This window comes from Klebsiella sp. EMBS2024, from assembly GCF_036233805.1.
GTDB classification, from domain to species: domain Bacteria; phylum Pseudomonadota; class Gammaproteobacteria; order Enterobacterales; family Enterobacteriaceae; genus Klebsiella; species Klebsiella pneumoniae.
In genome coordinates, this window is sequence record NZ_JAZARW010000001.1 from 1866594 (window position 1) to 1878273 (window position 11680).

Below are 11680 nucleotides of genomic sequence, written 5' to 3' on the forward strand. Positions count from 1 at the left end.
TGGCGGATGGGGCATCAATTCGAATCTACCGTACGTTAACTTAAGCTATCAATCCATTCGCTCTGGCGCGGATTCAGCCGGCGATAACAGTGTACCGACACCGCCAGCTGCGTCAGGTCGGTGAAGACCATCGGATCGAGCTGTATATGCTTTTTAATTTGCTGCAGCCGATAGGTGAGCGTATTACGATGAATCCCCAACAGCAGCGACGTTTTGCCCGGTTCGGCATTATTGGCAATAAAGCTGCTCAGGGTATCCAGCAGTACTTCGCCGGAATCATGCTCAAGCAGCTGGCGTACGTTATTGATAAAAAAATTGACCATATAGCTGTCTTCCAGCACCCTGAACAGGCAGAGCATTGCCATTTCGCGAAAGTAGTAGATCTGCCGCTGCGGCTGCACTTTGCTACCCACTTCGATCACCGAGCGGGCGAACCGAATGGCCTCGCGAATGTCCGGGGCGCTGTCCGCCTGCACGCCAATCCCGATATGGTAATGGCTTATCTGATTACTCAGTACAAACTCAATGCCCCGCAGCAGGGTTTCCTGGGCTTCGCTTAGCGCGTTGAGGATCAATATTTCATGGCTGCCCAGCAAAATAACGTCACTTACGCCGGAGAGCTGCGAGAATTCCCGCAACAGCGTACTCAGTATGTCGCTTAACTGATGCTGTTCGACCTGCACGGTCACTACGATCGGAACCCGCGGTGTATCAAAATCGAAACCAAGTTCCAGCAGGCGATGAAGCGCTTCTTGCCCGGCGGGCGTAGCCCCTTGTTCCAGATACTGACAAAACAAGGTGTCACGCAGACGTTGCCGCCAGTTGGTTTCCCGCATCTCTATGGCCTGGCGGACCAGCAGTTCGGCGGTGAGCACCGCCAGTTCAGCATAGCGGCTTATCGCCGCGGGATCGCCGCTGATGCCTACCACCATCACCACGCGATCGTCATAGATAATGGGATGATTAATACCAGGATGCACGTTGTGAAAACGCGCGGCTTCCGCGGCGTTGTTAATACAAATGCGTTTCCCGGTGCGTATTACCTCCCGGGCGACTTCATGCTGTTCGCCGATACGATGCCGTTCACCTGAGGCAATGATCTGTCCATGATGGTCAATCACATTCACGTTATGATGAATTATCGCCATTGCCCGGGCGACAATTTCATTAGCCAGCGCTGTTGTAATAATCATACAGTTATCCGCTTATGTGCCTCTCCGCGCCACCCGCTCAGAAAGGTTCGTAGAACATTCTCCGCGGCGTCGGCGAGGAGCGGTTCGCATGTGTTCATCGACTCTGCCAGCGCCATAGGGCGCTGGCAAATAGACCACATTGCGTCAATATGGTGTTGATATAATTGCCGGCTGCTCTCATCACGCCCGCCGCAAAGGGCCACAACCGGCACGCCATGGCGTGCGGCTTTGCCTGCCACGCCCACCGGAGCCTTACCAAAGGCGCTCTGCCGATCGAGCCAGCCTTCACCCACGATCGTCAGCGCGGCATCGCGAAGATGGCCGTCGGCGTTAAGCAGCTCCAGCACCAGGTCAATGCCCGGACGCAGCGTGGCGCCGGTATAGGCGATAAGCGCAGCCCCCATACCGCCNGCGGCCCCGGCGCCGGGCCGTCCGCTGACGTCGAATCCGAGGGTTTGCGTAAGCAGCTGGCTATAATGCGCCATTCCCGCCTCCAGCTCGCTGAGCGCCGCCTCGTCCGCGCCTTTCTGCGCCCCATACACCCAGGTGGCGCCATGCTCGCCAAGCAGAGGGTTAGTGACATCGCAGGAGGCCTGTATTTCGCTTTGCTGTAGACGCGGGTCCAGACCGCTCAAATCGATGCGCTGAATATGCGCCAGGTCCTGACCTGCCGCGGGAGCCGGCAGCAGGGTGCCGTCCTTACGCCAGAAGCGCGCGCCGAGCGCCTGGGCAAAACCGATGCCGCCATCGTTGGTCGCGCTGCCGCCCAGGCCGATAATCAAATGCCGACACCCGGCGTCCAGCGCCGCCTTTACCTGTTCGCCCAGCCCGTAGCTGCTGGCCTGACGCACATCCCGCTGCGCTGGCGGCGTGAGTTCGAGCCCACAGCTTTGCGCCATCTCGATAATGGCCCGCTCGCCGGGCAGGATCAGGAAATCCGCCTGCAGGGAGAGGCCATAAGGCGAGGTACAGCGCTGCTGTTGCCACACCGCCCCCTTAAGCAACGGACTATCCGCCAGAGTCGACAGCAGTCCCTCTCCGCCGTCGGACACGGGCATTTCGACCAGCTCCAGCGTCTGGTCAACCCGGCGCAATCCCTGGGCTACCGCTGCGCAAGCGGCCTGCGCGCTGCAGCTACCTTTAAACGAATCCAGCGCGATAACAATCTTCATACGTTCTCCTGCGTTAATGCGCTTTGCGCGGCGTTTTATCGGTGGTCATGAGCTGTAATAACATCCCCAGCAGCGCACATCCCGCCATGGTAAAGAAGGCGTAGATATAACCCGCTGGATTTTCCCAGCCGCCGCCAAACTGAATGAGCCAGCCCATAAGCAATGGCGAAATGCCGCCGCCGATAAACATCGCCGTGGTGATGATTCCGTTAGCGGTAGAGGTGGCGCGTTCTTCGGCGGAGTCCGACGCCATGGCGTAGTAGATAGGCCACACGGCGTTGGCCACCAGGCCAAAAAATAGCTGAATGGCGATAAGGCGCGGCATATTGGTGGCGAAATAGAACAGCGCAATGCCGATACTCATCCACAGACCGCAGACGATCAGGGTTCGTTTACGGCCAAAGCTATCCGACAGCCAGGGCCAGATTACCTGACCCAGGGTACCGGTAAGCGTGAAGATAATACTCAGCCCGGCGGACGCCGCCAGCGACAGGCCGGAGACGTGATAAAGATACGGGGGCAGTACAACGTTAATGCCCATATAGACGATTTGCGTCAGCAGGGTATTGCCCGCCGTCAGCGAAATATTGCGGTTGCGCAGGGTGCGTAAAAAGGTCTTCATCCCTTCGCCTTTGGCGACATGGCTGCTTTCCTGCGTCGCCGGGCGCGTCAACCCCTGGCTGTCGATATGCTGATAAAGCGTGTTGATGCGGTCGGCGGTAGAATATTTTGCCCAGAAGATCATTAGCGGGATGGCGACGAGCAGCGCCAGCAGGAAGCAGTAGCGCCAGCTGCCTTCGCCAAACGTGGCAAGCACCAGGCTTGCCACCACGCCGCTCAGCAGCGCGCCAATCGGATAGCCGGTATGATGCACCCCCAGCGCAAAACCGCGCTTCTCTTTCGGCCACCACTCCGCGGTGTTGCTGACGCCGACGGGTTCGCCCCAGCCGGCCCCAAGGTTGACGCCCACGCGCAGCAGCACAAAGGCCGTCAGCCCGTGGCTGATCGCTTTAATCCCGGAAATAAAAGACAGCGCGGTATAGCCCAGCACCAGCGGTACCTGAAAGCGCGCTCGTTTCCAGCCAGACCCGTAGCGATCGCTCCAGATGGAGCCGGGAATATCCAGCACCGCAAGGGCTACCATGATCAGGGCGACGATATTGCCCCACTGTTCCGGCGAGAGCGAGAACTCCTTAGAGATGACCGGGCCAAGGCGCAGGATCATCTCGCGATCGTAGGCGTTAAGCACCCAGATTAGCCAGCAAACCAGTAGCGAAACCCAGGAGAAGCGATGTATCAGCCGCTTTTTGCCACGTTGTTCGCCGGCAGATGTGTGATTGATTGTTGTCATAGTCGTGTTTACTCCGCGGCGTCGCGACAGCATGATGCGCGCCGCCTGGTGTCAGGGTCAGAGTCAGTTCGCCGGGTATTATTGTTATCGCGGCGAGCCGGTGATTCGTTTAGCCGGCGAAGCGCCGTTCCGCTACGCCGGTCACGCCCAGGTCGTAAATGGCGAACAGGCTGCCGCGCAGCTGATTATCTTCCGGGAAGCGCGGCAGGGGCGGCTGCGCCATGGAGGTGACGTACAGCACATCAAGGTTTTCGCCGCCGAACATCACGCTGGTCACTTTTTTCACCGGCATCTCAATGATGCGATCGACCTTACCCTCCGGGGTATAGCGCACCAGCTTGCCCGCGTAGACCAGCGCGTTCCACAGATAGCCTTCGCTGTCCACGGTGGCGCCGTCCGCCGCGCCGCCTTCGCTGCGATCGACATGGCAAAAGACCCGTTCGCCGGAAAGATCGCCGGTCGCGGTGTTGTAGTCCCAGGCGCAGATTTCGCCCGTCCAGGTATCGGCAAAATAGAACGTCTCGCCGGAGGGGCTCCAGCAGGGGGCGTTAGAGACGATAATGCCTTTCTTCAGCACGTGCAGTGACAGATCGGCGTCCAGGCGATATAGCGCGCCGCTCGGTTCCTCTTCGCGCATATCCATTGACCCGAACAGAAAGCGTCCCTGACGATCGACTTTGCCGTCGTTGAGCCGGTTAAAGGGTCGGTCCGCTTCCGGATGGTGCAACAGCGTCAGCTCGCCGCTGGCGAAGTCGAGCAGATGAACGCCATTCTGCAGCGCCACCACCGCGCCTTCGCCGTTCTGGCGCAGGGCGAAAGAGCCAATTTTCTGTCGCACGTCCCAGCTCTTGATCGCGCCGCCCTGCGCGTTGCAGGCGAACAGGCGCCCGTCGAGGCTGTCCACCCACCAAAGACGCTGCTGTTCGACATCCCAGACCGGGCTTTCGCCGAGTCGGGTTTTTAAATCCAGTAACACTTCAATGCGCATAATGGCCTCCTGATTACACTTTTTCACCGTGGGCCTGTTTCGCCGATACGGAGCCTGGGGATGAGGAACTTTTGAGAAACAGGGACACCAGCGCGCCGATAATCAGTAGCGCGACAGCGAACCATAAGCCGGACGTTGCCGCACCGGTGCGGTCCTCAAACGCGCCGAGAATAAACGGCCCGAGAAAGCCCCCGCACAGCCCGAGGCAGTTGAGCAGGCCGAAGCTGCCCGCCAGCATATGCCCGCTCATGATGGACGGGAGCCAGTTAAAGATGATGGATTGCATAGCGAAGAACATGAAAGCGGCCAGCGAGAAGCCAAGCAGCGCCACACCGTGGCCGGCAATGGCGCCAATCGCCATGCCGGTCGCCATGACCAGATATCCGGCCATCAGCATGCTGCGGGAACGCTGTTCCGTGCGGGCGAATCGCGGCAGCAGGATCCCACCCGCGGCGGCGGCAATCCACGGGATGGCGGTCAGCAGACCAATCTGCAGCGGAGTAAGCTGGCCCCAGCTACCGATGATCCCCGGCAGGAAATAACTCAGGCCGTAAACCGAAAACTGGTGGGTAAAGTAAATCAGCACCAGCAACAAAAACACTCGGGTGGACAGCGCGGTTTTCAGGGAGAAACGGCTCGGCGTATGGCGCGTTTCCTCGGCTTCTTTCGCCAGTACCGCGTTAATGGCTTGCACATCGTCGCTGTCCAGCCAGCGGGCGTCGGCTGGTTTATCCGGCAGTCTGCGCCAGACGACGAACGCCAGCGCTATCGCAGGCAGCCCTTCGATAAAGAACATCCACTGCCAGCCGTGCCAGCCGGACATGCCATCAAGGCTTAATAACAATCCGCCCAGCGGCGCGCCGATAATATTGGCCAGACAGACCCCCAGCAGGAACAGGCCGGTGGCTTTTGCGCGCTCTTCGCGGCCAAACCAGAGGGTGAGGTAGTAAATAATGCCCGGATAGAGTCCCGCTTCGGCGGCGCCGAGTAGAAGGCGCATCACGTAAAAGGACGTAGGCCCGGTGACAAACGCCATACCGCAGGAGAGGATGCCCCAGGTAATCATGATGCGAGCTATCCAGCGCCGTGCGCCAATCCGGGTGAGAAACAGGTTACTGGGGATCTCCAGCACTGCGTAGGTGAGAAAAAACAACCCGGCCCCGAGGCCGAATGCGGTTGCGGAAAGGCCGATATCCACCGACATGGTCGCTTTCGCCATGCCAATATTGGTACGATCAATAAAGCTGATGATGTACGCCACGATAAGCAGCGGCATCAAATGGCGGTAGATTTTTTTATGGGTGCGTTGCAGCTGCGTCCCGTTTACCGCCTTTTCATTTATTGCGGACATGGTTATTATTTCCCCGTATTCGTGGTCAGAAGCCTTGCCGGGATCGAGACGATCCCGTTCGTCAGCTCACAGGTTGTCGCCGGGTGCTGACCCGAACGACGCCCGGCCCGAAGCCCCACTTCGGGCCGTCTTTTGCTAAGCGCCTTCGCGCTCGAACAGCATAGAAATCCCCTGGCCGCCGCCGATGCACATGGTGACCAGACCAGTGCGTGCGCCGCTGCGCGCCATTTCATACATCAGTTTGACCGGCAGAATCGCACCGCTGGCGCCTACCGGGTGGCCGAGGGCGATCGCGCCGCCGTTGACGTTAACGCGGGCCGGGTCGAGACGCAGATCGTTCATCACCGCCAGCGCCTGAGCGGCGAAGGCCTCGTTGAGTTCAATTAAATCAATGGACTGCACATCTATATTGAGACGGTCCATCAGGCGTCGGGTAGCGGGAGAGGGACCAAACCCCATAATCTCCGCTCCGCAGCCGGCGACCGCCCAGCCGCGAATGCGCATGCGCGGGGTTAAGCCGCGTTTTTCCGCCTGCTGGCGGGTCATCATCACCAGCGCCGCCGCGCCGTCGTTAATGCCCGATGAGTTGGCCGCCGTCACCACGCCGTCGGCTTTAAACGCCGGACGCAGCGTGGCGAGCTTTTCACGCGGGGTGTCGCGCGGGTGTTCATCGGTCGCAAACAGGCGGGTCGCTTTTTTGCCGTCCGGCACCTCAAGGGCCAGGATCTGCTCGCGAAAGCGACCCTCCGCGATCGCCTTCAGCGCCTTCTGCTGGCTCGACCAGGCGAAATCGTCCATCGCTTCGCGGGTAATACCGAAGCGTTGCGCGACGTTTTCCGCGGTGATGCCGTTGTGATAAGGGCCTTCCGGCCAGGTGAGAATGGAGATCAGGCCATCTTCCAGCTCGCCGTGGCCCATGCGATAGCCATCGCGCGCTTTACGCAGGTAGTAGGGCAGCTGGGTCATATTTTCAGTGCCGCAGGCGACGACCACCTCGGCCTGGCCGCTTTGCAGCTGCATCATGCCGTCCGCCAGGGCCTGAAGTCCGGAGCCGCACTGGCGGTTAACGGAATAGGCGGTGCTCTCCTGCGGGATCCCCGCGCGCAGCTGACAGATGCGGGCGATAAAACCGCTTTCGGCGATTTGCCCGACGTTGCCGACGATCGTTTCGTCGATATCCTGCGGCGCAATCCCGGCGCGGGCGATCGCTTCGCGAATGACGGCGGCCCCAAGGTCATGCTGATGGGTATGTTTAAGACTGCCGTTAAACGTGCCAATAGCGGTACGGACGCCGCTGACAATCACAATATCATTAGCCTGGGTCATTGTTTTTCTCCTTACAGCACCATGCCGCCGCCGACGTTAATCACTTCACCATTGATATAGCGCGCGCCATCGGACGCCAGAAACGCCACACACTCGCCGACGTCTTTCGCCTCGCCGGCGTAACCCGCGGGAATTTTGCTGACCATGATTTGCCAGACGTTTTCCGGTACGCCGCGCGTCATGTCGGTATCGATAAAGCCCGGGCAGATGGCATTCACCGTGACACCTTTTTTCGCCAGTTCGCGGCAGGCGGTTTTGGTCATTCCCACCACGCCGGCTTTTGACGCCGAATAGTTGGTTTGCCCGACGTTGCCAAGCCAACTGGCGGAAGCGATATTGATAATGCGGCCCGCACCGAGCTCGCGCATGCGGATAGCGGCCTGCTGCATACAGAGGAAAGTGCCTTTCAGGTTAACGTCGATAACCGTGTCCCAGTCCGCTTCCGTTAATTTGTGCAGCATGGCGTCGCGGTTGATTCCGGCGTTATTCACCAGAATGTCTACCGGGCCAAACGCCTCTTCGGCCTGGGAAAACAGGGCTTCGACCTGCGTTTTTTCAGCGATATTGCAGCTGATAAACAGCGCCTGTGCGCCCGATTCGCGCAGGGAAGCGGCGGCGGCTTCGCCGTGTGCATCACGATCGGCGATAATCACTCGCGCGCCTTCCCGCGCAAGCACCTGGGCAATGCCAAAGCCGATACCGCGTGCGGCGCCGGTGACAATGGCGGTTTTACTGGCAAGTTTCATAGCAACGTTCCTTATGAGTCAGAGGATGAATTCCGGGACAGATGTTCCGCGAGACCGCAGGGCGGCGGGGCGAACAATCGGCTGTCCATAACCTGAAGATCCGCGGCGATCGCCGGATGAAAATCCATATGCGCCAGGATGTCGCGCTCAAGATCGATACCGGGGGCGATTTCCGTCAGCACCGGTCCTTCCGGGCGCAGTTCGAAAACCGCCCGTTCGGTGACGTAATGCATGGTTTGTCCTTTGGCGCGGGCCAGTTCGCCGTTGTAAGAAATCTGGTTTACCCCGGCGACGAATTTACGCACTTCGCCTTCGCGGCGGATATGCAGCGCCCCGTGTTCACAGGCGATCTCCAGCCCTTTGGCGGTAAAAGAGGAGCAGAACACGACGTGGCGGGCATTCTGGGTGATATCGATAAAACCGCCCGCGCCGGGGCAGGATGCGCCGAGCCGTGTGGCATTGACGTGCCCGTGCGGGTCAATCTCGCCGGCGCCCATAAAGGTGATGTCGACCCCTGCGCCGTTGTAGTAGAGCATTTGATCCTGGTGGCTAATCATCGCGCTCAGATTACGGCCGATACCGAAATCCACGCCACCCGCCTGCTGCCCGCCGTAGATCCCTGACTCGACGGTGATGGTGACCTGCTCCCCGAGCTGTTCCTCGTGAATGATGGCGCCAATCACGTCATTGGGAATACCGGTGCCGAGATTGATGACGCAGCCGGGGGTCAGATAGCGGCAAGCAATCCGCCCGATAAGCTTGCGCAGGTCCAGCGGCAGCGGCGCATTCTGCGCGGCGGGCAGCTGGATATCGCCGCACAGCGCTGGGTCGAAGGCCCAGCTTGAAGTCTGGCGGTGATCCGTCTGCGGCTCTTCGCATACCACGATGGCGTCGATCAGGTTGCCGGGAACAGTGATGCTTTTCGGATGCAGCGAGCCTTTCGCTACGCGATATTTCACCTGCGCCAGCACCTTCGCCCCGTAGCGTCTGGCGGCGAGAACGGCGTGCAGGACTTCCAGCTTCATCACCTCTTCATCGGTCGTGAGGTTACCGTCTTCATCAGCATGGGTGCCGCGCACAATGACCACGTCCAGAGGAAGGGCCGGATAAAACAGATATTCGTCGCCGCGAAACGTGACGTGCTCGATCAGATTGGGTCGTTCGCGGGTGCGGGCGTTCATCCTTCCGCCCTCTATGCGCGGATCGACAAAGGTACCGAGACCGACGGGAGAAAGCCGCCCCGGCAGTCCGGCGGCCATCGCGCTATAGAGATGAACGATCTGCCCCTGCGGCAGGCACCAGGCTTCCACTTCGTTGTTGTTGATCATCGCCATCCAGCGCGGCGCCAGGCCCCAGTGCGAACCGATAAGGCGGGTCACCATACCCGGATGGGCAAAGTGCTGGATACCGCGCTGGCGATCGCTTTGCCCCGCGGCATGCAGTAGCGTCAGGTCACGCGGTTCGCCCGCGGTCAGAAAGCGCGCTTCGATGGCGCTTAAAATGGACTCCGCCGCGCCGATAAGCGTCATCCCGACGGTGCAGACGGTGTCGCCGCTGGCGACCCACCGCGCCGCCTCATGGGCGTCGATAAATTTGCTGCTCACTTTTTATCCTCCGTTGATAGCGTGATGATGGATTCTGCGAGACGCTTTTTGAGCTGCTGTTTGCTCACTTTGCCGTTGTGGGTACGCGGTAAAGCACGGGTGAAAATAATGCGCGCCGGTAGCTTAAAACGGGCGATTTTGACCTTGAGCCAGTCGAGGATCTCTTCGCTGGTCAGGTGATGCTGGCCATCCGGCACGATAAACGCCACGGGCTCTTCGCCGTAGACCGGGCTGGGGGTCGGGATGACGGCAACTTCCCGTACTCCCCGATAGGTAGAGAGAATGTTTTCCAGCTCCAGTGAGTAAATTTTCTCGCCGCCGCGATTGATCATGTCCTTGCTGCGGTCTTTGATGTACAGCCAGCCTTCGTCGTCGAGATAGCCCAGATCGCCGGTACAAAACCAGCCCTGCGCATCGCAGCTCGGGCGTCGCTCGCTGTGCTGCCAGTATTCGCGGATCACCACATCGCCTTTTAGCCAGATATGGCCGATTTGTCCGGCGGGGAGGGGCTGCTGGCGATCGTTGCGGATGGTAATGGCGAGACCCGGGATCGCCTGACCTGAACTGCCGCATTTATCGCTGCCCCAGACGTCGCCCGGAAAAATCGTCGCAGGCGAGGTCGTTTCGGTGAGGCCGTAGATCGGCTGAATCGCGGTATGCGGGAACAGGGTTTTTAACTCCTTGATCAGTCCATCGCTCAGGTGGCCAGCGCCGCAGGCAATCGTGCGCAATGCCGGAAAATCGCTGGGATGGTTGACGCTCTGCTCACGCGCAGCCTGGCAAAGAAGGATAAAAATGGTGGGCGAGCCGTGCAGAAAGGTAATGTTCTGCTCGCGCAGGGTGGTGATCACCTGCGGGGCATTGAACCGATGCTGCAGCCAGATGCTCGCGCCGAGGCTAATAAACAGCGCCAGCAGCGCCGACAGGCCAGTGATGTGATAGATAGGCACCGCCAGAATGGTGCTATCCGCGGCGGTGAGATTCAGTTTTTGCGCATAGGCGTCAATCGCGCAGAGCAGGTTATTGTGGGTGATAATCGCCCCTTTAGGCTCTCCGGTGGTGCCGGAGGTGAACATCATCACCGCCGTATCGTCGCGGTTAACCGGGACCGGCGGGCGGGTCAGCGGTTCGGGAAGGCAGAGCGCCTGCCATTCGCTGAGTGAAACCGCACGCGCGTCAGGGGTGTTTTTCAGCCAGTCCTGTACGGTCGCATCGAACAGGACAACCTGGGGAGCGATATGGCCTACCAGCGCCTCGCTTTCGGCCTGCTTAAGCTTGGTGCTGAACGGCACCACTTCGATGCCCAAACCCAGCGCGGCAAAAAGGACTTCGCAAAAAGCGGGGTGATTGCCCCAGGCCAGCAGAATACGGTCGCCTTTGCGCAGCGACCAGCCGCGATCAAGCTGCGCCATCGCCCGCTGTACCCGCAGATGAAAATCGCGGTACAGATAGCGCCGATCCTCAAACGCCAGCGCCAGGGCATCCGGGCTGCGGGCGGCGCTGTGGCTCAGGGCCTGGTACAGATTCTGGAAGTCGGCGGAGGTGCTGTTCATGTGTCTCTCCTGATATCGCGTATTGAGTAGGAGTAGTCTGGGGAAATTCAGGAGAGGAAATTGCCGAATGGCTCACAATAGAAAATCAACAAAACAGAAGCAATTTTGTAACATTGCACAATGGGCAGGAGAGACCGGGTGGGGGAGAGATATCTGCGAATCAAACCGACGTGAATAATGCCAGAGGACGCTATCTTTTAGACCCGTATTAACCGGGCCTAAAAGAGTGAAGGGGTCAGCCCTGCCGCTTAGCGTTTACAGGCATCGAACTCGAGCCGTTCGCCATCGGGGCCGCGAATAAGCAGGAAGCGCACGTTGTCTTCTTCTATCGGCCCTTCATCGAGCGGATAACCGAGCGCCGCCAGCCGCTGCTGCACCGCATCCAGGTCGCTGACT

10 protein-coding genes are annotated in these 11680 nt (G+C 59.5%); all 10 read right to left on the bottom strand.

The genetic code is table 11. From position 1 onward, the window contains the following. Positions 1-35: 35 nt before the first annotated feature. A complete protein-coding gene (locus VZP09_RS08470) occupies positions 36-1193 on the bottom strand; it encodes a CdaR family transcriptional regulator (RefSeq protein WP_002904834.1) in 1158 nt (385 codons plus the stop codon). Then, positions 1190-2365 (bottom strand): glycerate kinase, encoded by a 1176-nt coding sequence (locus VZP09_RS08475; RefSeq protein WP_040025886.1) that lies wholly within the window; start codon positions 2363-2365, stop codon positions 1190-1192. The genes VZP09_RS08470 and VZP09_RS08475 overlap by 4 nt, the downstream gene beginning before the upstream one ends. A 13-nt stretch (positions 2366-2378) precedes the next feature. Further along, positions 2379-3749, bottom strand: coding sequence for an MFS transporter (locus tag VZP09_RS08480; protein ID WP_072201062.1), 1371 nt, complete (start codon positions 3747-3749; stop codon positions 2379-2381). A 76-nt stretch (positions 3750-3825) separates the two neighbouring features. Continuing rightward, a complete protein-coding gene (locus tag VZP09_RS08485; RefSeq protein WP_040211311.1) occupies positions 3826-4704 on the bottom strand; it encodes an SMP-30/gluconolactonase/LRE family protein in 879 nt (292 codons plus the stop codon). 13 nt (positions 4705-4717) lie between these two features. Further along, positions 4718-6055, bottom strand: coding sequence for an MFS transporter (locus VZP09_RS08490; RefSeq protein WP_004143425.1), 1338 nt, complete (start codon positions 6053-6055; stop codon positions 4718-4720). Between the two features lie 135 nt (positions 6056-6190). After that, positions 6191-7381: a thiolase family protein gene (locus VZP09_RS08495; protein WP_004179834.1), complete on the bottom strand. Its 1191-nt coding sequence runs from the start codon at positions 7379-7381 to the stop codon at positions 6191-6193. Between the two features lie 11 nt (positions 7382-7392). Next, entirely contained in the window at positions 7393-8127 is a 735-nt protein-coding gene (fabG, locus tag VZP09_RS08500; protein WP_040211314.1) for a 3-oxoacyl-ACP reductase FabG, read from the bottom strand. A gap of 11 nt (positions 8128-8138) precedes the next feature. Then, positions 8139-9731 (bottom strand): acyl CoA:acetate/3-ketoacid CoA transferase, encoded by a 1593-nt coding sequence (locus tag VZP09_RS08505; protein WP_004148394.1) that lies wholly within the window; start codon positions 9729-9731, stop codon positions 8139-8141. Beyond that, a complete protein-coding gene (locus VZP09_RS08510) occupies positions 9728-11284 on the bottom strand; it encodes a class I adenylate-forming enzyme family protein (RefSeq protein ID WP_032432589.1) in 1557 nt (518 codons plus the stop codon). Before VZP09_RS08510 ends, VZP09_RS08505 begins: the two co-directional genes overlap by 4 nt. 248 nt (positions 11285-11532) lie before the next feature. Further along, on the bottom strand, positions 11533-11680 hold a 148-nt coding region (locus VZP09_RS08515; RefSeq protein ID WP_032415665.1), incomplete at its 5' end, for a glyoxalase.